This is a genomic window from Pseudomonas edaphica, from assembly GCF_965277385.1.
In the GTDB taxonomy this organism is placed as follows: Bacteria; Pseudomonadota; Gammaproteobacteria; order Pseudomonadales; family Pseudomonadaceae; genus Aquipseudomonas; species Aquipseudomonas edaphica.
The window spans coordinates 6,464,453-6,486,287 of the sequence record NZ_OZ255725.1; the positions used below are offsets into that span (position 1 = coordinate 6,464,453).

Below are 21,835 nucleotides of genomic sequence, written 5' to 3' on the forward strand. Positions count from 1 at the left end.
AGAGCTGTAGGAGCTTGTCTGAATATTCCTAGGAGCGCTGCCGCAAATCGCTGGGATGCTTGTGGTACGGCCATTCGACTCCTGCGCTGCCGTGCAAGGAGCCCGTGCGCGGTCCTTATCGATTTGTTACCGGGTGCTAGTGTTTATCTGTCGCACACACTGCGCCGCAGGCAACGTTCTTACACATGCAATAGATCGGACAACTACGCTCGGTAGTTGTTTTGAACTGATATTTCAACTCAGGTAGTAGAACTATGAGCGCTATTCACGAGCAGGCCATGAATTATGTTTACCAGCAAGTTCAACAACGCTTGGTTGGGTATTTCACACGCGCGGAGCGCACCGCACTTCAATTATTGATTCAGCGTATTGTTGTGGCCGCCGGCGGCATGGAACAAGTAGGCGATTACAAAGTGCTGGTGGCCCATGGCGGTGGCGAAGTCAGCAGCTACACCTTGGCGCTACTGCGTGCCGCACAGTTGAGTATTGCCGCACGTGCGCCCAGGACCTTCCAGTTACGGGTGGCAACGTTACGCCACGCGGGTATGACGCAAGAAACCCTCGACGCGATTCATCGCGGTTATAGCCGGCTGTTTTTCCATGATGACGAGCGGGTCGAGTTGTTGATGGTCGAAAACGAACAGGTGTTGCCCTTCAACCATCAGCGTCCGGCCTCCAGCCGTGGCTGTGAAGCTCACCAGCGCAACATGTTGATGGTGGGGCACCTGACCTCCGGCGATGTTCGCGCCACGCTGTGTAACGATGCCTACCTGGCACTGGGGGACTTTTATCAACGTGTCACCGCCTGGAACGGTGGCGTGCACGCGCTGGTCAGCGGCGATTCCGCGCGCAAACAGAGCCAGCTGCTGGCCTGGCTGAAAAAAGCCGCCCAGGCCAAAAGCGTCAAGGCTGCCAAGGGTATACCGACGTCGCTTGGCGGGTTGTTCACGCGCATGGATGAGTGGAGCGGCGACTTCTACCGTGACCTGTACGGCGAGCACTATGTGCCCAAAGCTGACGTCAGCCCAGGCGGGTATCGCCACCTGGCCTATATCGGCATTGCCGACTTGCTCGAAGGCATCGACCGCGCGACTGCGCCGTTGCTCATCGACTTCATGGCTTACACGCCAGATCCGTTGGGCTTTCACTTTAGCCACCCGAGCTTTGCCAACCCACCGTTGATGGCGCACCTGCGCGGCCTGCAGGCCGAATGCCTGCGCGAGTTGCATTACGAGGAGGGCGTGGAGGAGTTCCTCGGGCAGGCGCGCAATTACCTGCGGCGTCGGCAGGTGCCCGAAGAGTTGGTGAACCAGGTCGCCAATCGCGGGGAGCGTGCGTTGTCGAGCAGCCTTGCCCAACAATTTTTCGGTCTGGACGAGAACCAGCTGGTCTGCCTGCTGTTTTCGCCTTTCATTCATCATGGCGAACGGCTGGAAGGCTATTTCCGTCAGTGCCACCCTGGCATGCTCGTGGCGTTGCCCGAGTTGCACAAGGTATTGCAGGGTAAACCGGCAGCCGAGATGCTGCAGCAATGGGTCGCCGATGCCAGTGGGTTGCCGTTGCCTTTGCTCCAGCATCTGTACCGCAAGCGGCCGATGAACCTGGCCCTCGGCGGTGCCCGCAGCGCGCCTGTGCAAAGGTCTCAAGCCCGTGATGGCATGGCCTTTCAGCTGTCTGGGCGATGACGCTGCGGGGCGCACGGCAGGCTGACTTTGCTTATCAGGCGGTCTACCGCTACATGATCAGCCTGATTAACGAGGTGAGCACGGATACGCGCGTAAAGCTGCCGTCATTGCGCCAGTTATCCCAGCGACTCAACGTGTCGATCTCCACCATTCAATATGCGTATTCGTTGCTGGAAAAGGAGGGCAGGGTGTATTCGGTGGCCAAGTCGGGGTACTACGCCTGGCCGCTCGCCGGTGGACCCGTGGCGTGTCCCAGCGGGGATCTGCTCGAGCGTCTCTATGTGGCGTCCCGGCGCCCGGGCATGACAGTGCTCAGCGGCGATGAACCGGCCTTGCTGGCATCATTGGACGGCACCTTGCTGCGCCTGGAGCGCGAGTTGGTGCGCCAGTATCCTGGGCATCTGCAGCCTTGGTCACAGCCCTGCGGGGTGTGGGAACTGAGAGCGGCATTGGCGGCTCGCTACACCTCATCACCCACCCGTTGCTGGCATGCTGACGACGTGTACATCGGCGCGGATTTGCGCGGTGTGCTCGACATCCTTATCGAGGTATTGGGCTTGCGCGGTGCCTCGGTGGTGGTCGAGTCACCCTGCGAGTGGTCAATCCTGCGCCTGCTGCAGGATGCCGGGGTACGTGTCCTTGAACTGCCCTGGGGCGAGGATGGCCGCCTGGAACTGGCATTGCTTGAAGGGATGCTGCGTCACGAATCAGTGCAATTGGTCGTGCTGTCATCGTCGATCAGCTTGCCGTCAGCCTTTGCCTTGCAGCCCCAAGACCGCCTGGAGGTGGCGCAACTGCTCGATCGGTACGATTGCTGGCTATTGGAAAACGATACCTGCGGCGAACTGGGATTCAAGCCGGCACCGGTTGCCCTGCGCGATCTGGTCAACCCTGAGCGGTTGGTGGTGTTTGCCTCTTTCGAGAAAATACTCGGGCCAGAGGCGCCGTTTGGCTACGCATTGTCGCGGCACTTAAGCGGTGAGTTGCAGCGCCAGTTCCTGCTGCGCTCGTTCCGGCTATCCTCAATTCGCCAGCGCGCGATTGCGCGCCTGTACCACAGCGGCAAGATCGACCAGCACTTGCACCACTTACGCCTTCTGCTGCGTGAGCAGGCGCGCGAAATGGGCGAACTTGTGGGTCGGCACCTGGGTGATCAAGTGACTTACCGAATGCCGGCGGGCGGGGCCACCTTTTGGTTGGGCGCCTCCCGGGCGGTGGACATGCGCAAGGCTTTCCACGCCTTGCTGGCCCGTCAGGTAGTTGTGGCGCCCGGTGAGTTGTTCAGCCTGTGCGGCTTGCATCACCAGCATCTGCGGTTGAGCAGCACCTTCCATGGGCAGCCCAACCTGGACATTGCCCTGGCCTTGGTGGGCGAGGCGCTGCGTGATGCACAGATCAGCTAGATGCATGAAATTTCTCTGTGGCTTGTAGGATCAATACCGTCGCGCAGTAGTCCAACTCTCAGTAAACTGTCATTTTTTCCGAATCCTTCTTTCTCGAGGTTTATGCATGACAATCAGTCCTTTTGCGGGCAAGCCGGCGCCAGCTCAGTTGCTGGTGGATATCCCGCGACTGGTCACGGCCTATTACACCGGCCAGCCTGATGCAGCGATCTCCACCCAGCGCGTGGCCTTTGGTACTTCCGGGCACCGTGGCAGCTCGTTCGAGCTGAGTTTCAACGAATGGCACGTGCTGGCCATCAGCCAGGCTATTTGCCTGTACCGTGAAGCCCAGGGCATCAATGGTCCCTTGTTCGTCGGCCTGGACACCCACGCACTGTCGACTCCAGCGGGCGCGAGTGCCCTGGAAGTGCTGGCCGCCAACGGCGTGCACGTGATGCTGGCTGAAGGCGATGAATACACGCCGACCCCGGCCATCTCCCACGCCATCATTTGCTACAACCGTGGCCGTACCAGCGGCCTGGCAGACGGCATCGTGATTACGCCGTCGCACAACCCGCCACAAAGTGGCGGTTACAAGTACAACCCGCCCAATGGCGGCCCGGCCGATACCCACGTTACCAAGTGGATCGAAGCCAAGGCCAACGAGCTGCTGGCCAACAAACTGGCCGGGGTTAAACGCATTACCCACGCCCAGGCACTCAAGGCCGACACCACCCATCGCCATGACTACCTCAACAGCTATGTGGCCGACCTGGTCAATGTGATCGATATGGACGCCATCCGCAGCGCCGACCTGCGCCTGGGCGTGGATCCGTTGGGCGGAGCAGGGGTGCGCTACTGGTCGGCGATTGCCGAGCACTACCGTTTGAACCTGGACGTGGTGAACACCGAGGTCGACTCGACTTTCCGCTTCATGAGCGTCGACTGGGACGGCCAGATCCGCATGGACCCGTCCTCCAGCTATGCGATGCAAGGCTTGATCGGCCTCAAGGACCGTTTCGACGTCGCCTTCGCCTGTGACCCGGACCACGACCGCCACGGCATCGTTACGCCATCGGGTGGCCTGCTGGCACCGAACAATTACCTTGCCGTGTCGATTGATTACCTGTTCCAGAACCGTGCGCAGTGGCGCGCCGATGCTGCTGTGGGCAAGACCGTGGTCAGCAGTGGCTTGATTGATCGTGTTGCGGCGCGTATCGGCCGTCGCCTGTTTGAGGTGCCAGTGGGCTTCAAGTGGTTTGCCGATGGCCTGTTCGAAGGCTCACTGGGCTTTGGCGGCGAAGAAAGCGCCGGCGCGTCGTTCCTGCGCAAGGACGGCACGGTGTGGAGCACCGACAAAGATGGTCTGATCCCGGCCTTGCTGGCCGCCGAAATGACCTCGCGCAAAGGCCAGGACCCAAGCCAGATCTACCGTGGCCTGACTGACGCGCTGGGCGAGCCGTTCGCGATTCGTGTCGACGCCAAGGCGACCCCGGCGCAGAAAGCGTTGCTGGGCAAGCTGTCGCCTGCGCAGGTCACCTCCACGCAACTGGCCGGGGAGAGCATCGAGCAGATCCTCAGCCACGCGCCGGGTAATAACCAGGCAATCGGCGGCTTGAAAGTGATGACCAAAAACGGCTGGTTCGCCGCACGGCCATCGGGCACCGAGGACATCTACAAGATCTACGCTGAAAGCTTTGTGGGTGAAGACCACCTCAAGCAGTTGGTGGAAGAGGCGCAGGTGCTGGTAGACGGCGCCATCTCCCAGTAACACCGCAGATCCAGACATGTGGGAGCTGGCTTGCCTGCGATAGCATCACCGCGGTGTAACAAATACACCGAGGTGTCTGTATCGCAGGCAAGCCAGCTCCCACACAAGCCCGCTCCCACATTGCTTTGTGTTAAGCCAGATCTACCAAGACGATTTCGCTGTCTTCAACCGCTGTTACCCGCAACACCTGCTCATCTTCCACCGCCACACCGTCTCGCGCTTGCGCACGCAGGCCATTGACTTCAATGATCCCCGTCGCCGGCACCAGATACGCCCGGCGCCCGCTGTCCAGCCGATATTCGGCACTTTCCCCTGCCTTCAAGTTAGCCGCCACCAGGCGTGCGTCCGCCCGAATGCGCAAGCTTTCAGTGTCACCGGCCTTGCCGCTGGCCAGGGTCACAAAACCCTCGCGATTGCCCTTGGGAAACGGCTTGGCACCCCAGGAAGGCGGCAGCCCGGCTTCATTCGGGATGATCAAGATCTGGAAAATCTTGGCGGGCATGGCTTCCAGGTTGTATTCGCTGTGGGCAATCCCGGTGCCGGCACTCATGACCTGTACGTCGCCCGCTTCGGTGCGGCCTTTATTGCCAAGGTTGTCGGCATGGCTGATGGCACCTTCACGCACATAGGTGATGATTTCCATGTCGCGATGCGGGTGCTGCGGGAAGCCCGTGCCGGGCGCAATGATGTCGTCGTTCCACACCCGCAGGTTGCCCCAGTGCATGCGCTTGGGGTCGTGGTACTCGGCGAAGGAAAAGTGATGATGGGCGTCGAGCCAGCCATGATGGGCGCCGCCCAGGGTAGTGAAAGGTCGAAGTTCAAGCATGATGGGTCTCCTGTGGATGGTGGCTATCATCCAGCAGTACATGATCGATAAAAAGCGTAAAAAATGCCGGATTCCAATCTGTTTATTCGATTGATTGCTGGCGTTTTGACTTTTACTTCATCGCCTAACTGCATGACAACAAAGCAATTGGCTGGAACTGCGCGCCGATTCCGGCGACCATGGCACCTTCGCCAGAACCAACCTCATCGCTGGAGTCCGCGTGCCGCAACAAACGCCCGATCTGCCCCCCGAACTGCGTCCCCTGGCAGAAATGCCCCTGCTGAAACGGCTCGCCGCCCGTTTGTTTGGCCATGGCCTGACGCGTTTGCGTGCCCAGCATCGGTTTTCCTGGCTGCACGGCCAGGCGGACGGCTTTCGCAGCGGGCACGAAGCCGGCGTGGAATATGGCTATCGCGAAGGCAAGGCCGACGGCCTCGAGGAAGGTCGGCAGGTGTTGCTGATCCGCGACTTTCGCCCCGACGAGCACCGCGCACCGGGGGTGGATGACAGCTTGTTCGACGATTGGCGCTTGCCACTCACGGCCGACGTGAAGAAGCGCATGAAGGCTGACGTAGCACGTCTGCTACCGGCCCACGCCCAGCCCAGTGCCGCGCAATGGAAGATGATCTTCAGTGATACCCCCTCGACCTCAGTGATTGCCGGTGCCGGGGCGGGTAAGTCCACCTCGCTGGTGCTGCGCATCCTCTTGCTGAACCACTATCTGGGCTTTGAGCTGAGTTCGATGACCGTGGTGACCTTCACCCGCGAATCGCGCAAAGACTTCATCAATAAGCTCATGGAAATTCTCAGCCTGTGGGGCCAGCCCCTTGGTTTCAAAGAAGCCCAGGCCGTGGTGCGTACCTTTCATTCGCGCATTCTGCCGATGGTGCGCAGCCTGCCGGGCTTCGAGCGGCTACAAGCGTTTGAAAACCTCAGCAGCGGTTTCGACGATGCCGACAGCAACCCCTTCGACCTGCGTATCAGCGACGCCCAGCGCCAACAGATGAACACCTGTTATCACCGGCTGCATGGCCGCCATGCGCGCTTTCGCGAGCTGATCGCACCACTGGCCCGCCATGGCCTGCAACTCAAGGAACTGGAGCGCGACCACCCCGACGTGCAGAAACGCATCGCCGTCACCGAGCTGGCAGCCAAGCGCGATGAAGAACTCTGTGACGTGATCGAGGACCTGTGGTTTCGCGCCGGCGCCTGGCCGATCAAAGGCATAGAGCCCAGTCGCCAGACCTTCGAAATCAATGGTGCGCAATTTCACTGCCACGGCTACATCGCGGAACTGGATGCCTGGGTGGTATTGGGTTTTGACCCGCGGGAAAACGCTCAGAACAGCCGGCCAAATTCAAAGCTTTCCGTGCGGGCCGAATGGGCGGTAAAGCGCACCTTGTTTCAAGCATTCTGTCGCAAGCCATTGATATGGATCGATAACTACGAATCATCAAGGCGCCTTTTAAGCAGCCTGGCGGGCGATGCCAGCGCCGGGCCTGGCTTTGATTACAAGGTCAAGGGCGAGCTGGCCTCGGCGCCGCTGTTGGACAGTTTCGTGATGGCGGCCGGGTTTATCGAGAATCTCGGGTTGGATGTGCCAACGGCTGTGGGCCAAATGAGCTTCGCCAAGGACGACCCGGACCGGGGCTACTTTGAAGCCTTGAGCATTTTCTGGAAGGCGCTGGAAGATCATTTGCTCGATCAATCGCCGCCGATCATGACCTATAACCGCATGTTTTCGCTGTTCGGTGAGAACACCCCGGAGAACCTCAAGCTGCTCAGCGATCCACTGCTACGGCCGATGTCGCACCTGATGATCGACGAGTTCCAGGACGTATCGCCGCAGATCGTCTCGTGGATCCGCGCCAGCCTGCGCGAGATTCGCAGCCGTGGCCCGGCGATGCACGTAGGGCGCGGGGCGCAACGCTCGTCGTTGCTGTGCGTGGGTGATGACTGGCAGTCGATCTACGGCTGGCGCGGCAGTTCACCCAAGTACTTCATGGCGTTCAACCAGGAATTCCCGTCACCCAGCACCACCCGCGTGATGCTCAGCGAGAACTACCGCAGCCACCAGCACATCATCGACGCCGCCGAACATGTGGTACGCACGGCCCCGGCGATCCCCGGCAAGAAGGCCAAGGCCAGTGGCGAGCCCAAGGCTTTGGAACCCGTCGTGGTGCTGGAACGGGACGACGCCGCACTGGGGCGGCAGTTGCTGGAGCACTATCAGCGCGGTAATACAGTGCTAATGCTTTATCGAAAAAGTAGCGATAAGTTATTGATACAAGAGCATATTCAGTCTGTAGTTAATGTGGATTCTAGCTTGAATCCACAGGATCGCCGACTCAAACAGCTGACTTATCATAGTGCCAAGGGCCTGCAAGCAGACACGGTATTCCTGCTCGGGGATTGCCAGCACGTCACCAGCTCGCCTTACAAAAACCAGGTTTACCGCATGGCAGGCCTGGGCAAGGACGGCGACAGCGAACCCTACGACAGCGCGCAGAAAGACGAAGTGCTGCGCCTGGCCTATGTCGGCATTACCCGGGCAGTGAGCCATTGCTATTGGTATGTGGAGAAGCCGGAAGGCCAGGGCGTGAATGTGCCCAGGGCTTCGGAGCGGGTTGATGGGCGAAAGGCGTTTTTTGATGACCAACGCAGCTAGCAGCTAAACACAGTACCCAATGTGGGAGCGGGCTTGCCCGCGATAGCAGTAGATCAGTTGGCAACTTTGCAAACTGACACTCCGCCATCGCGGGCAAGCCCGCTCCCACATTGGTTAAGATTTACCTGTTAAATCGGGTTCACGCCCGCAACGACAGCGGCGGCACAAAACACTCCAGCTCATCCTCCACCGCCTCGATGATGCGCTCCACATCCGCGGCATTCATCACCGTCGCGCAAGGAATGCCGGCAATCGCGATCAACGTCTCGCCGCTGGCCCGGTCGAACAGGCGCGCGACCATACTGCCGGGGGCGTCCATACTCCCCTCGAAGCCCATCGGATGAAAATGCCAGCGCATCAGCTGGCAGGCGTTGGGAAATGTCACTTTGTTCATGTTGCCCACCTTGTTCATTGAGCGCTTCCTTTAGCTCGCGGCAGGGGGCCATGACCTTCACTGGTCGTGGCATCAAGACCTTCAAAATAGCATTCGTTCGCAAGCGCGCGGTGACTTTTTAGGGGCCGTTCGGCAGTTCTTTTGCGATCATATGACGTGGGTCATTTCTTACTCAAAACCAGGCAAAAGGCCATTAGTCAGAAGTACCAATTGACCATTGAATGCCGCTGGCAAATTCGGCAATCTCCCAGGCATTCCCGCCGCAGAGCCTTCCATGCAGCCCGTCTTGAGTGAAGAGTACGAACAAACCCAAGCCACCGGCGATCTGGTGTTGCGCCATCACCTGTGCTGGCGCCATCGCGACCTGGATGGCGTGATGTCTTACTACCACCCCGACATCCAATACCACGACTTCTTCCAAAACCGCGTGGTGGGCCAGGCCGAGTTGCGCGAGTATCTGCAAGCCAGCATGCCGCGAGGCGCCGACGAGGCGATTGAACACATCGACCGCATTCGCGCCGACGGCGATACCGCGTTTATCCAGTACCGCATTACGCTGCGCGGCGGCCAGGGCCTGGTGTCATTTCGCACCAGTGAGGCGATTACCGTGCGCGATGGGTTGATCTGGCGCGTCAACGAGTACGCCTCCCTGGTGCATGAGCAGCCGACCCAAACCCTGCGCCCGACAGTCAGCCGCCTGGGCCTGTCGCCCCAACAATTGGGGCATATGGCCAACGATCTGCAGCAGTACTTCGAACTCAAGCAACCCTATCTCGACCCGGAGCTGGACCTGCAACGTGTGGCCAATGAGTGTGGCTACAGCCGCAACCAGATTTCCTACCTGCTCAACCAGGTGCTGGGGCAGAGCTTCTACCGTTACGTCAACCAGGCCCGGCTCCAACACCTGCTGGCTGCGCTGGACAAGGCTGTGCCGCCGATAAAGGTCGATGACCTGGCCTTTGCCGCCGGTTTTAATTCGCTGTCGGCGTTCTACAGCGCGTTCCGCCAGCACACCGGGCAATCGCCCAAGGCCTACGTCAAACAAATTTCTCTGCGTGCACGCGCGCAAGACAGCCCATAACGCCGCGCTCTAGGATCCAGCCTATCGAAATGAGGTTGGGGAGCTTGGCATGCCGGCATGGCGCAACATCAGTTTATGGATGGACCAGTTGGACGACCCGCTGGTGGCGCGGCCGTCCCTTGCGCACGACCTGGACGTCAATGTGGCGATTATCGGCGCCGGCTACACCGGGTTGTGGACCGCCTACTACCTCAAGCGCCAGGCTCCGGAGCTGAAGATTGCGATTATCGAAGCGCAGACAGCAGGCTTCGGTGCGTCTGGCCGCAATGGCGGCTGGCTGATGGGCAACCTGTTGGGCGAAGACCGCCTGCTGGCCGGCCTGTCAGCGCAACAACGGCGCGCCTCGTTTGACCTGTTGCATGGCATCCCCGACGAGGTCGCCCGGGTGCTGTCCCGTGAAGGCATCGACTGCGACTACCGCAAAGGCGGCGTGCTGTACTGCGCGGCGCGTTACCCGGAGCAGGAAGGCAGCCTGCGCCGTTACCTGGACACGCTCCACGCCCAGGGCCTTACCGAAGCGGACTACCGCTGGCTGAGCCCGCAACAGCTGGCCGAGCAAATCCGCATCGCCAAGCCGTATGGCGGTATCTATGCGCCCCATGTCGCAACCATCAACCCCGCCAAACTGGTACGCGGCCTGGCGCGGGTGGTGGAGAGCATGGGCGTGACGATCTATGAGAACAGCCCGGTCACCCATTGGCAGTCCGGCAGCGTGCGCACGGCCAATGCCAGCGTGCGCGCCGCGTGGGTAGTGCCGGCGGTTGAGGGTTACGCCACCACATTGCCGCCGCTGGGGCGCTATCAGTTACCGGTGCAAAGCCTGATTGTCGCCACTGAGTCGTTGCCGGCCAGCACCTGGGATGAAATTGGCTTGAGCCGAGGCCAGGCCTTTGGCGAAAGCAGCCGCCAGGTCACCTACGGTCAGCGTTCGGCGGATGACCGCCTGATATTCGGTGCCCGGGGCGGCTATCAGTTCGCCGGCAAGCTGCGCCACAACTTCGACCTGACCAGCGACGAAGTGGAGCTGCGCCGCTACCTGTTCAGCGAACTCTTCCCACAGCTCAAACACGTCAGGATTACCCACTCCTGGGGCGGCAACCTCGGCATGTCGCGCAACTTCCGGCCGCACATGCTCTGCGATCACACCACCGGCATCGCGCTGTCCGGTGGTTATGGCGGGGAGGGCGTAGGTGCCACCAACCTCGGAGGCCGCACCCTGGCCGACATGATTCTGGGCCTCGATACGCCGCTGACCACCCAGCCCTGGGTGATTCGCGAGCGTGGCCTGGACGCGCTCAAGGCCTGGGAGCCCGAACCCTGCCGCTGGCTGGGTTACAACGCGATCATTCGCAGTTTTGTCCATGAAGACCAGGTGCTGGCCAACCCCAACAGCGCGCCGTGGCGGCGCAAATTGGCGACCGGCGTGGCCGGGTTCATGGAAGGTTTCATGCACTGAGACGTTTCACTCACACGGGAAAACCCATGAGCATCACTCACTTCAAAGACGCGCTGAACGCCCACCTGCCGGACTCGTCACCGGTGGCCGTGCCCTTGGGCGAGCCTATCGCCGTAGCCTCGACCTTAAGCGTTGAGCGCAACGATGGCGTCGAAACCGGCATTTGGGAATGCACCCCAGGCCGCTGGCGTCGGCAGATCAAATCCCAGGAGTTTTGCCACTTTATCCAGGGCCGCTGCACCTTCACCCCCGACAACGGTGAAGTCGTTCACCTACACGCCGGCGATGCATTGATGTTGCCGGCCAACAGCACCGGTATCTGGGACATCCACGAGACCGTGCGCAAGACCTACGTGTTGATGCTGGCATAAGCGGCAAGCAACAAGCCACAAGCCACAAGAATAAAAGCTGACAGCTTGCAGCTCGAAACTTGCAGCTGCCTCCCTACCTCCTGCCATAAAAACAGCCCTAAAACCGCCAGGAAATCGAACCATGAAAGCCATTGCCCTGTTGCCCTTGATGTTGGTGGCCTCTATCAGTCAGGCCGCCGAGACGGTGAAGATCTACAACTGGTCGGACTACATCGCGCCGGACACCACCAAGAACTTCCAGAAAGAAACCGGCATCGGTTTTACCTACGACGTATACGACAGCAACGAAACCCTCGACGGCAAGTTGATGACCGGCAAATCCGGCTATGACGTGGTGTTTCCGTCCAACCACTTCATGGCTCGGCAGATCCAGGGCGGCGCCCTTAAAAAACTCGACAAGAGCCAGCTGCCCAACTGGAAAAACCTCAACCCGGTGCTGCTCAAGGCTCTGCAAAACAACGATCCGGGCAACGAGCATGGTTTCCCGTACCTGTGGGGCAGCACCGGCATCGGCTACAACATCGACAAGGTCAAGGCGGTGCTCGGCGACAACGCGCCGGTGGATTCCTGGGACTTGATCTTCAAACCCGAGAACATGGCCAAGCTGCAAAAATGTGGCGTGGCGATTCTCGACAACGGCCCGGAACTGCTGCCGGCGGCGCTTAATTACCTGGGCCTGCCGCCCCACAGCAAGAAGGCCGAGGACTACAAAAAGGCTGAAGGCCTGTTGATGAAAGTGCGTCCGTATGTGGCCTACTTCCATTCCTCGAAGTACACCGCCGACCTGGCCAATGGCGACATCTGCGTGGCTGTCGGCTTCTCCGGCGACATCCTGCAGGCCGAAAGCCGCGCCAAGGAAGCCAGGAACGGTGTGAATATCGGCTACAACATTCCCAAGGAAGGCGCCGCGATCTGGTTCGATATGGTCGCCATGCCCGCCGACGCCCCGGATGAAAAAGCCGGTTACGCGTTCATGAACTACCTGCTGCGCCCGGAGGTGATGGCCAGCATCACCAACTACGTGCACTACGCCAACGGCAACGCGGCGGCTGACAGCCTGGTAGACCCTGCAATCAAGGCCGACACCAAGGTGTACCCAAGCCCGGAAATGATGGGCAAGTTGTTTGCCCTGGAAGCAATGCCGCTGAACATCGACCGGATTCGCACGCGGGTGTGGAACACCATTCGTACCGGACGCTAGGGGTTACACCGAGCCCCTGTGGGAGCTGGCTTGCCTGCGATTGCGACCTGTCCGTCGGCTAGTGGGTGACTGACACACCGCTATCGCGGGCAAGCCCGCTCCCACATTTTGACTGTGCAATGCCGGTTTTCAGGGATTTTCCAGATCATGCCCCAACGACTGGATAAACAACGAAAACAGCTCCGGCTGTGACGAAATATCCAGCTTTGCGTACAGGTGTCGCCGGTGCACCTTCACGGTGTCCGGCGAGATTTTCAAACGCTCGGCCATGGCCTTGGACGAGAACCCACGCAGCACCAGGCGCGCCACTTCCAGCTCGCGCTCCGACAGTACACCGCTGCCAAAATGGCTCAGCGCATCGCGAATCTGCGTGTCCATCGCCGGTACACGCTGGGTGCTTTGCTGCCAGTGCTGCTGCATCAACGGCAGCACCCAGGCCGCCAGTGTGGTCATCAACCCGGTCTCTTCAAAGTTGAAGCGTCGCTGCATGCCCAGCGACAAAGACAGCGTGCCTGTACCCGGTAACTGCAGAATGAATTGCACCTCGTCTTCCAATACGTTGTCGTGGAAGTAGTTGAGGAAGTATTCACTCTGGCGAAAATGGTCCGGTGCCACTTCCTCCAGGCGATACACGCCGCTGGCATAACCTTCGCGGTACGCCTGGTAAAACGGGTCGATCAGGTACAGGCCATTGAGGTACACCAGCATCGAGGCCGGTTTGCTGCTCGGCTGGGCGTCGTATTCTTCCAGGGCCACGGGCGGGCCATCGAGGGGGTAAAAAATCGCCAGGGCGTTATCGAACGGCAGGCATTGGTGCAGCAACAGCACCAACTGCTTCCAGAAGTGCTCGGTGCCCAGGTGTGCGACGGTGCGGCCCAGGCCTGCGTGCATGCCGACCTCTCTGAACAGGCTCATAAACACGGCTCCAGCCCTCAATAGATCAGCCAAGGGTTCGGCTTTTGCCGAGTATCGTCAAGGGGAGTACGCCAATAGGGGAATTGGCCCGCATAAACACAGCGTTTACTTTGCCGTCATCCAGCGAGAAACATATCTCGCAACCGCCCGACTTTTTTCGTTTCTGCCTCCTACCAAAAATAACGACAGAGGATAACGATATGAGTGCTTCCCCCGCGCCAGACGGCGTGCTCAAGCCAACGCTGAGTGTTTTCGATGTGGTGGCCATTACGGTTTCGGCGGTCACGCCGGCCAGCTCCGTATTCGTGATTGCGCCGTTTGCCATCCAGCAGGCGGGCAGTGGTGTGTTCATGGCGTTTGTGATGGCGGCCTTGCTCGCGCTGATGTTCGCCTTCTGTTACGCCGAACTCGGTCGCGCCCATAACAGCGCCGGTGGTGAATATGTGTATGCCAAGCGAGTGTTTGGCGGCATGGCCGGTTATGCGACGTTTCTGACGGTGCTGGTGATGCTGTTGTTTATCCCGCCGGTCTTGGCCACAGGGGCCGCGACGTACCTGAATAACGCCCTGGGCACAAAATTCGACTCGCAAACCGTCGCCCTGGTGATCGTGGTGTGCAGCTACGCCCTGGGCATCCTCAATATCAAGCTCAATGCCTGGATTACCGGCACCTGCCTGCTGTTGGAAGTGGCGGCGTTGCTGGTGATCGTGTTTATCGGCTTTGGTAATCCCGTGCAGCCCGCCAGCGTGCTGTTCCAGCCGCAGATCGTCGAAAACGGCGTGCTGCACCTGGCGCCCTGGGCATTGGTGATTGGCGCCGTCGGCATCGGCCTGTTCTCGTTCAATGGGTATGGTCCTGCGGTATTGCTGGCCGAAGACATGAAGTGCGGTGGCAAAGGCGTGCACAAAGCGGTGTTGTGGTCGCTGGGGTTGGTGGTGGTGATCGAGCTGGTGCCGATCACGGCACTGCTGATCGGCGCACCGTCGCTGAGCGCGATGATCAGCAGCCCTGACCCGATTGGCTATCTGCTGACCAGCCACGGCAATGAAACCCTGTCACGCTTGGTCAGTGCCGGGATCTTCCTGTCGGTGTTCAACGCGATTGTCGCCATCGTCATCCAGATTGGCCGAGTGGTGTTCAGCAGCGGTCGCGATGCGCTGTGGACGCCGCGCATCAACGCGCTGTTCACGCGTATTCACCCGCGCTGGGATTCCCCATGGCTGGCGACGCTGTTCCTGGCGGTGCCTTCGGCGCTGTTGAGTTTCAGCTCGAACCTGGCGGACCTGACGTCCTTCAGTGTATTGCTGATCATCCTGGTGTACCTGGTGGTGGCGTTGAGCGCGCTGATGAGCCGGGTGCTGCTGCGTGATCGCGAGCACCCTTATCGCATGCCGTTATGGCCGCTGCCGGCAGTGCTGGCGGTACTGGGCGCCGGTTACCTGCTGGTGACCCTGATCGCCGCGGCGTCGGTGCGCGACATCATGATCATCATCGGCTTGCTGGCCTTGTCGGTGATTTTGTATTGCATCACTGGCCGGACGAGTCCGGCGTTTCAGAAATTGTAAGGAGTGGGTATGCGAGCACGTCAACTGGGCATTACGTTAGGGCTGGGCACGCCCGGCAAATTGAACGCCATCACCGATGTTCCCGGTGTCCGGGTGGGGCACGCCACGCTCAAGACCAGCATCGACGGCAAGCAGGTGCGCACCGGCGTCAGCGTGATCCAGCCGCGCGCCGGGGAGGCGCGACAGCAACCGTGTTTCGCCGGCTACCACGTGCTCAACGGCAATGGCGACGCCACCGGCCTTGAGTGGATCAGCGAAGCGGGGCTGCTGACCACACCCATCGCTATCACCAACACCCACAGCATCGGGATTGTACGTGACAGCCTGATCGCCCTGGAGCGCGAGCGCCTGGCGGACCCGGCGGTGTACTGGTGCATGCCGGTGGTGATGGAAACCTACGACGGCCTGCTCAACGATATCTGGGGCCAGCACGTCAAGCCTGAACATGTGCGCCAGGCGCTGGACGCGGCCGAGGGTGGCCCGGTGCAAGAGGGCGCCGTCGGCGGCGGCACCGGCATGATCTGCCATGAGTTCAAGGGCGGCATCGGCACCGCATCCCGGCGTGTGCCAGAGGAGCAGGGCGGTTGGACCGTCGGCGTGCTGGTGCAGGCCAACCATGGCAAGCGCCAGGAGCTGCGCGTGGATGGCTACCCGGTCGGGCGCCAGTTGATGGACATTCCATCACCCTTCGCCGAGCGCGGCACGCCGGGCATGGGTTCGATCGTGGTGATCATCGCCACCGACGCGCCGTTGCTGCCCCATCAATGCCAGCGCCTGGCGCAACGCGCCTCCATCGGTATCGCGCGCACGGGCGGCGGTACCGAGGATTCCAGTGGCGACCTGTTCCTGGCCTTCGCCACCGGCAATCACGGCCTGCCACCGGCAGATTACGGGCGCAAGGACCTGGCACTCAGCAGCGTATTGCGCATGGTCAACAACGACCATATTTCGCCCTTGTTCAGTGCCGCCGCAGAGGCGGTGGAGGAGGCGATTATCAACGCGATCCTGGCGGGCGAGGACATGACGACGGAAGACGGCATCACGGTGCCCGGACTTGCCGACGAAGTATTAATCGGCGCGTTAAACAAGTGCGGCTGGAGTCTGTCCCGGTAATGGGGGACACGCACTTTAATAGTGCGGGTGGTGGCTCTTTAATATTGAACTATGACACCGTGTCAATATATTGGATCCATTATTAAAGAGGGCCGCTCAGCAAGAGCGGCTTTACCGCTATTTAATATTTAAATAACAGTCGGCGGCGATTTGCGGCGCTAGCGCAATTACCCCCAGCAAACGCTGTGTGCGACTTCCTTAAGTTGAATCTACGTCACATTTTTGTTGCGTAAATATTTGTAGACGAAAGATTTCAAGTTGTGTCAGTTTCGATACGCCTTCAAAAGAGGCGAGTGATAGGACGATCCTCGCCCGCGAGGTTCCTATCGAACAAAGACTGATGCACTTGCAAACAAGGAAGTACGTTTATGTCAAAAGTAAAAGACAAAGCTATTGTATCTGCCGCGCAAGCCAGCACTGCTTACTCGCAAATCGATAGCTTCAGCCATCTGTATGACCGTGGCGGTAACCTCACGGTCAATGGAAAGCCCTCGTTCACAGTGGACCAGGCCGCCGACCACCTGTTGCGCGAGAATGCTGCGTATCGGGACATTGATGGCAACGGCAAGATCGACCTCACCTACACCTTCCTGACCTCGGCTTCCTCGGCCACCATGAACAAACATGGCATCTCCGGGTTCAGCCAATTCAACACCCAGCAGAAAGCACAGGCCGCATTGGCCATGCAATCCTGGGCGGATGTGGCCAACGTCACCTTCACCGAGAAAGCCTCGGGCGGTGACTTCCACATGACCTTTGGCAACTACAGCAGCGGCCAGGATGGCGCAGCGGCCTTCGCTTACCTGCCAGGCACCAATGCCAAGTACAACGAGAGCGGGCTGGACGGTACTTCCTGGTACCTGACCAACAACAGTTACACACCGAACAAGACCCCGGACCTGAACAACTATGGCCGGCAGACCCTGACCCACGAAATCGGGCACACCCTGGGCCTGGATCACCCTGGCGACTACAACGCCGGGACCGGCAACCCTTCGTACAAAGACGCGGACTATGGACAGGACACGCGTGGCTACAGCGTCATGAGTTACTGGAGCGAGAGCAACACCAACCAGAACTTCAGTAAAGGCGGGGTCGAAGCCTATTCGTCCGGCCCGCTGATCGACGACATTGCCGCGATCCAGAAGCTCTACGGCGCCAACTACGCCACCCGCGCCGGCGACACCACCTACGGTTTCAACTCCAACACCGGGCGTGACTTCCTCAGCGCCACGTCCAATGCCGACAAGCTGGTGTTTTCGGTATGGGACGGTGGCGGCAACGACACCCTGGACTTCTCCGGTTTCACCCAAAACCAGAAGATCAACCTCAATGAGGCCTCGTTCTCCGATGTTGGCGGCCTGGTGGGCAACGTGTCCATCGCCAAGGGCGTTACCATCGAGAACGCGTTCGGCGGTTCGGGCAATGACCTGATCATCGGCAACAACGCCGCCAACATCATCAAAGGCGGTGCCGGCAACGACATCATCTACGGCGGTGGCGGTGCGGACCAACTATGGGGCGGCGCCGGCAATGACACCTTCGTGTACGGTGCCAGTTCCGACTCCAAGCCGGGTGCGGCGGACAAGATCTTTGACTTCACCTCCGGTTCGGACAAGATCGACCTGTCCGGGATCACCAAAGGTGCAGGCTTGAGCTTCGTCAATGCATTCACCGGGCATGCCGGCGATGCTGTACTGAGCTATGCCTCGGGTACCAACCTGGGCACCTTGGCGGTGGACTTCTCCGGGCACGGCGTGGCGGACTTCCTCGTCACCACCGTCGGCCAGGCAGTGGCCAGCGACATCGTAGCCTGATGTAAAGCGCGCGGCGCCCCGGCGCCGCGCTCTCAGGATGGAGCAGCAGATGCCGCGTTTTTCCCATTTGATCGCCTGTGCTTCACAGGTGTTGTTCGTTTCGGCAGGAGCCCACGTCATGGCGAGCAGTCTGGTTTTACCCACCACCGCGCAATTGGCCGGCCATTGGCAATTGCAGCAACAGGACCAAGTGTGTGCGCTCGACCTGTTGGATGAGCCCAACGCCGTGGCCGGTGATGTCGCCTGCGCCGAGCTATGGCTGAGGGAAAAGCCCCTGACTTGGTCGCCGACCCCGGACGGTATCTGGCTGTTTAATGCAGAGGGCAGCGGGATTATTCATTTGAATCGCGAGAAAGACGGTGAATACAAAGGGCGCACGCCTTCAATACCGGAAGTTGTGCTGCAACGAACACCTTAATTAAAAAGTTATAAGCTTATAACAAGAGTTTAATAGTTGGCCGCCCACTTCAGGGCACGGGCAACTATTGCGCGTCATTGGCTTCGGGGAAGAACAGACACTATGGCGAAGTCCAATGTGGTTGCGCCCTTATTTAGGGCGCTGGGTGAATACAAGGGTATTTTGATCAGCATCGGCTGCTTTACCGCCTTGATTAACCTGTTGATGCTGGTGCCGTCGATTTACATGCTGCAAGTGTACGACCGTGTGTTGTCCTCCCAGAATGAAACCACCCTGGTGATGTTGACGCTGATGGTCGTGGGTTTCTTTGTCTTCATCGGCACGCTGGAAGTGCTGCGCAGTTTTGTCGTGATTCGCATCGGCAGCCAGTTGGAGCGGCGCTTCAACTTGCGCGTGTACAAAGCCGCGTTTGAACGCAACCTGCAACGCGGGCAGGGGCATGCCGGGCAATCGCTGGGCGATTTGACCGTGATTCGCCAATTCATCACCGGGCCTGCGTTGTTCGCGTTCTTCGATGCGCCGTGGTTTCCCATCTACCTGTTTGTGATTTTCCTGTTCAACGTGTGGCTGGGCGTGTTGGCCACGGCGGGCGCTGTGTTGTTGATCGCGCTGGCGTGCCTGAATGAATACCTGACCAAAAAACCACTGGGCGAGGCGGGTGTTTTTTCCCAACAATCAACCCAGCTGGCTACCAGCCACCTGCACAACGCCGAGACCATTCAGGCCATGGGCATGCTCGGCGCGTTGCGTAAACGCTGGTTCGCCGTGCATTCGCAGTTCCTCGGGTTTCAGAACCGGGCCAGCGACACCGGCTCGGTGATTACCTCGCTGAGCAAATCCCTGCGCCTGTGCCTGCAATCCTTGGTGCTGGGCCTGGGCGCCTTTTTGGTGATCAAAGGCGAGATGACCGCCGGGATGATGATCGCCGGGTCCATCCTGATGGGCCGTGTACTCAGCCCTATCGACCAATTGATTGCGGTGTGGAAGCAGTGGAGTTCGGCCAAGCTGGCTTACCAACGCCTTGACGACCTGCTGCGTGAATTCCCACCCGAAGCCGAGCAAATGGCGTTGCCGGCGCCCAAGGGCCAGGTGAGTTTCGAACACGTCAGCGCCGGCCCGCCGGGGCGGCGTGTGGCGACCTTGCAACAGGTCAGTTTCAACCTCGGCGCCGGTGAAGTGCTGGGCGTGCTCGGTGCTTCGGGTTCGGGCAAATCGACCCTGGCCCGCGTGCTGGTTGGCGTGTGGCCAACCCTGGCCGGCACCGTGCGCCTGGACGGCGCGGATATCCATCGCTGGAACCGCGACGATCTCGGCCCGCATATCGGCTACTTGCCCCAGGACATCGAACTGTTCAGCGGCAGCATCGCCGACAACATTGCGCGCTTTTGTGATGCCGACCCGGAGCTGGTGGTGAAAGCCGCGCAACAGGCCGGTGTGCATGAGCTGATCCTGCGTCTGCCGCAAGGCTACGACACCGTGTTGGGCGACAACGGTGGCGGCCTCTCCGGCGGCCAGAAGCAGCGGGTAGCCCTGGCGCGTGCGCTGTATGGCGCGCCGCGTTTGATCGTGCTGGATGAACCCAACTCCAACCTCGACACCGTGGGCGAGGCCGCCCTGGCCAGTGCCATCGTGCAGATGAAAGCCCAGGGCAGCAGCGTGGTGCTGGTCACCCACCGCTCCTCGGCGTTGGCCCAGGCCGACAAGTTGCTGGTGCTCAGTGAAGGCCAATTGCAGGCCTTCGGCCCCAGCCAGGAAGTGCTGCGCGCGTTGTCGGGCCAGCAACAGCAGGAAGCGCCACGGGAAAAGGCCGGTGTGAGCCTTAGCCGTCAGTACCAGACCGGAAGGAATCCAGGCGCATGAGCAGCCTTACTGTAGAGCCCCGCTTTAAAGAACGTGATGCCGGTTTTTTCGTAAAGATGGGCTGGTGGTTGACGATTGTCGGCGCCGGTGGTTTTTTCCTTTGGGCCAGCCTCGCGCCCTTGGACCAGGGCATCCCGGTGCAAGGCACGGTGGTGGTCTCGGGCAAGCGCAAGGCCGTGCAAACCTTCAGCCCTGGGGTGGTCAGCCGGATCCTGGTGAAGGAGGGCGAGTTGGTCAAACAGGGCCAGCCGCTGTTTCGCCTCGACCAGACCCAGAACCAGGCCGACGTGCAGTCGCTGCAAGCCCAGTACCGCATGGCCTGGGCCAGCGTGGCACGCTGGCAGAGCGAGCGTGATAACCAAGCGGCGATTACCTTTCCCGCTGAGCTGAGCGCCAACCCCGACTCGGCCCTGGCTCTGGTGCTGGAAGGCCAACGCCAGCTGTTCAGCAGCCGCCGTGAAGCCTTTGCCCGTGAACAAGCCGGTATTCGCGCCAACATCGACGGTGCCACCTCGCAACTGAGCGGCATGCGCCGCGCCCGTACCGACCTGTCTGCCCAGGCGCAATCCCTGCGCGACCAACTGGCCAACCTGCAACCCCTGGCCGACAACGGCTATATCCCGCGCAACCGCTTGCTGGACTACCAGCGCCAACTGTCCCAGGTGCAACAGGACCTGGCGCAAAACACTGGCGAAAGTGGCCGCGTGGAGCAGGGCATTCTCGAATCACGCCTCAAATTGCAGCAGCACAGTGAGGAGTATCAGAAAGAAGTGCGCAGCCAGTTGGCCGACGCACAACTGCGCAGCCTGACCCTGGAACAGCAACTGACCTCTGCGGGTTTTGATTTGCAGCACAGCGAAATCAATGCGCCGGCCGATGGCATTGCGGTCAACCTCAGCGTGCACACCGAAGGCGCCGTGGTGCGCGCCGGTGAAACCCTGCTGGAGATCGTGCCCCAGGGCACGCGCCTGGAGGTGGAAGGGCGCCTGCCGGTGCATCTGGTCGATAAAGTGGGCACCCACCTGCCGGTCGATATCCTCTTCACTGCCTTCAACCAGAGCCGCACCCCGCGCGTGCCGGGCGAAGTCAGCCTGATCTCGGCCGACCAGATGCTCGATGAAAAGACCGGCCAGCCTTACTACGTGCTGCGCACCACGGTCAGCGAGGCTGCATTGGAAAAACTCCACGGCCTGGTGATCAAACCGGGCATGCCCGCCGAGATGTTTGTACGCACCGGCGAACGCTCCTTGCTCAACTACCTGTTCAAACCGCTGCTCGATCGCGCCGGTTCTGCGTTGACTGAGGAATGAGC

17 protein-coding genes are annotated in these 21,835 nt (G+C 60.2%); 14 read left to right on the forward strand and 3 right to left on the reverse strand.

Going from position 1 to position 21,835, the window contains the following annotated elements:
• Positions 1–254: 254 nt before the first annotated feature.
• The 3 genes from ACQY47_RS29365 (at position 255) to pgm (ending at position 4,838) form a co-directional block, all read left to right on the forward strand.
• Positions 255–1,685: a hypothetical protein gene (locus ACQY47_RS29365; RefSeq protein ID WP_428554290.1), complete on the forward strand. Its 1,431-nt coding sequence runs from the start codon at positions 255–257 to the stop codon at positions 1,683–1,685.
• Positions 1,682–3,088 carry a PLP-dependent aminotransferase family protein gene (locus tag ACQY47_RS29370; RefSeq protein ID WP_017135576.1) on the forward strand — a complete coding sequence of 469 codons (1,407 nt, stop codon included), beginning with the start codon at positions 1,682–1,684 and terminating at the stop codon, positions 3,086–3,088. Before ACQY47_RS29365 ends, ACQY47_RS29370 begins: the two co-directional genes overlap by 4 nt.
• Before the next feature lie 106 nt (positions 3,089–3,194).
• Positions 3,195–4,838 (forward strand): phosphoglucomutase (alpha-D-glucose-1,6-bisphosphate-dependent), encoded by a 1,644-nt coding sequence (pgm, locus tag ACQY47_RS29375; protein ID WP_428554294.1) that lies wholly within the window; start codon positions 3,195–3,197, stop codon positions 4,836–4,838.
• Between the two features lie 130 nt (positions 4,839–4,968).
• On the opposite strand, the gene ACQY47_RS29380 is transcribed toward pgm, so the two are convergent.
• The gene (locus ACQY47_RS29380) at positions 4,969–5,664 is read right to left on the reverse strand and encodes a pirin family protein (protein WP_428554297.1); all 696 of its coding nucleotides are present in this window, start codon (positions 5,662–5,664) and stop codon (positions 4,969–4,971) included.
• A 220-nt stretch (positions 5,665–5,884) separates the two neighbouring features.
• Here ACQY47_RS29380 and ACQY47_RS29385 point away from each other — a divergent pair, with 220 nt between their 5' ends.
• Positions 5,885–8,332, forward strand: a complete 2,448-nt coding sequence (locus tag ACQY47_RS29385) for a UvrD-helicase domain-containing protein (protein ID WP_428554300.1) — start codon at positions 5,885–5,887, stop codon at positions 8,330–8,332.
• Between the two features lie 139 nt (positions 8,333–8,471).
• On the opposite strand, the gene ACQY47_RS29390 is transcribed toward ACQY47_RS29385, so the two are convergent.
• A complete protein-coding gene (locus ACQY47_RS29390; protein ID WP_026013572.1) occupies positions 8,472–8,744 on the reverse strand; it encodes a DUF1652 domain-containing protein in 273 nt (90 codons plus the stop codon).
• 256 nt (positions 8,745–9,000) lie between these two features.
• On the opposite strand from ACQY47_RS29390, the gene ACQY47_RS29395 reads away from it, so the two are divergent.
• The 4 genes from ACQY47_RS29395 (at position 9,001) to ACQY47_RS29410 (ending at position 12,835) form a co-directional block, all read left to right on the forward strand.
• Positions 9,001–9,807, forward strand: a complete 807-nt coding sequence (locus tag ACQY47_RS29395) for a helix-turn-helix transcriptional regulator (RefSeq protein ID WP_099549795.1) — start codon at positions 9,001–9,003, stop codon at positions 9,805–9,807.
• Between the two features lie 49 nt (positions 9,808–9,856).
• Entirely contained in the window at positions 9,857–11,263 is a 1,407-nt protein-coding gene (locus ACQY47_RS29400) for an NAD(P)/FAD-dependent oxidoreductase (protein ID WP_428554305.1), read from the forward strand.
• 26 nt (positions 11,264–11,289) lie between these two features.
• The gene (locus ACQY47_RS29405; RefSeq protein ID WP_428554308.1) at positions 11,290–11,634 is read left to right on the forward strand and encodes a cupin domain-containing protein; all 345 of its coding nucleotides are present in this window, start codon (positions 11,290–11,292) and stop codon (positions 11,632–11,634) included.
• A gap of 121 nt (positions 11,635–11,755) precedes the next feature.
• Positions 11,756–12,835: a polyamine ABC transporter substrate-binding protein gene (locus ACQY47_RS29410; protein ID WP_395599855.1), complete on the forward strand. Its 1,080-nt coding sequence runs from the start codon at positions 11,756–11,758 to the stop codon at positions 12,833–12,835.
• 129 nt (positions 12,836–12,964) lie between these two features.
• On the opposite strand, the gene ACQY47_RS29415 is transcribed toward ACQY47_RS29410, so the two are convergent.
• Positions 12,965–13,750 (reverse strand): helix-turn-helix transcriptional regulator, encoded by a 786-nt coding sequence (locus ACQY47_RS29415; RefSeq protein WP_017135586.1) that lies wholly within the window; start codon positions 13,748–13,750, stop codon positions 12,965–12,967.
• 200 nt (positions 13,751–13,950) lie between these two features.
• Between ACQY47_RS29415 and ACQY47_RS29420 the strand changes: the two genes are divergently transcribed.
• The 6 genes from ACQY47_RS29420 to ACQY47_RS29445 all read left to right on the forward strand — a co-directional run bounded on the left by ACQY47_RS29420 (position 13,951) and on the right by ACQY47_RS29445 (position 21,833).
• Positions 13,951–15,315, forward strand: a complete 1,365-nt coding sequence (locus ACQY47_RS29420; protein WP_017135587.1) for an APC family permease — start codon at positions 13,951–13,953, stop codon at positions 15,313–15,315.
• 9 nt (positions 15,316–15,324) lie between these two features.
• The gene (locus ACQY47_RS29425; protein ID WP_099549790.1) at positions 15,325–16,428 is read left to right on the forward strand and encodes a P1 family peptidase; all 1,104 of its coding nucleotides are present in this window, start codon (positions 15,325–15,327) and stop codon (positions 16,426–16,428) included.
• Between the two features lie 368 nt (positions 16,429–16,796).
• A complete protein-coding gene (locus ACQY47_RS29430; RefSeq protein ID WP_428554314.1) occupies positions 16,797–18,245 on the forward strand; it encodes a serralysin family metalloprotease in 1,449 nt (482 codons plus the stop codon).
• Between the two features lie 49 nt (positions 18,246–18,294).
• A complete protein-coding gene (locus tag ACQY47_RS29435) occupies positions 18,295–18,663 on the forward strand; it encodes a protease inhibitor Inh/omp19 family protein (protein ID WP_026013573.1) in 369 nt (122 codons plus the stop codon).
• Positions 18,664–18,765: 102 nt separating this feature from the next.
• Positions 18,766–20,523 carry a type I secretion system permease/ATPase gene (locus ACQY47_RS29440; protein ID WP_428554318.1) on the forward strand — a complete coding sequence of 586 codons (1,758 nt, stop codon included), beginning with the start codon at positions 18,766–18,768 and terminating at the stop codon, positions 20,521–20,523.
• Entirely contained in the window at positions 20,520–21,833 is a 1,314-nt protein-coding gene (locus ACQY47_RS29445; RefSeq protein ID WP_428554321.1) for an HlyD family type I secretion periplasmic adaptor subunit, read from the forward strand. Before ACQY47_RS29440 ends, ACQY47_RS29445 begins: the two co-directional genes overlap by 4 nt.
• Positions 21,834–21,835: the final 2 nt, after the last annotated feature.